At 42.2% G+C, this 211-nt stretch carries 1 pseudogene; it reads right to left on the bottom strand.

The annotated features are described in order from the left end of the window. Window positions 1-211, bottom strand: a pseudogene (locus tag LCF57_RS14620) (sugar-binding protein); the annotation flags it as partial.

Below are 211 nucleotides of genomic sequence, written 5' to 3'. Positions count from 1 at the left end.
ATTATATATGTTGCCGAATCTAGTAATCTTTTCATTTAAAATCAGTCCGCCCAAGCATACCTGATCTTGTTCACTGCCGTGATTATAAGCACGGCCAAATTTTGAACTGAATTGAGATAAATAAGCATTACGTGTGTTTGGTTCTACCTGCATCAATCCGTCGCCGGCTGATGGACTGCCTGGTAAGCCTGCTCCAAAGCTGCTTTCCTTT

Origin of the sequence: Paenibacillus sp. BJ-4 (genome assembly GCF_020404765.1) — a bacterium.
Classification (GTDB): Bacteria; Bacillota; Bacilli; order Paenibacillales; family Paenibacillaceae; genus Paenibacillus.
The sequence above is the reverse complement of the archived record's forward strand: the minus strand, read 5'-3'. Positions and strand labels throughout refer to the sequence as shown.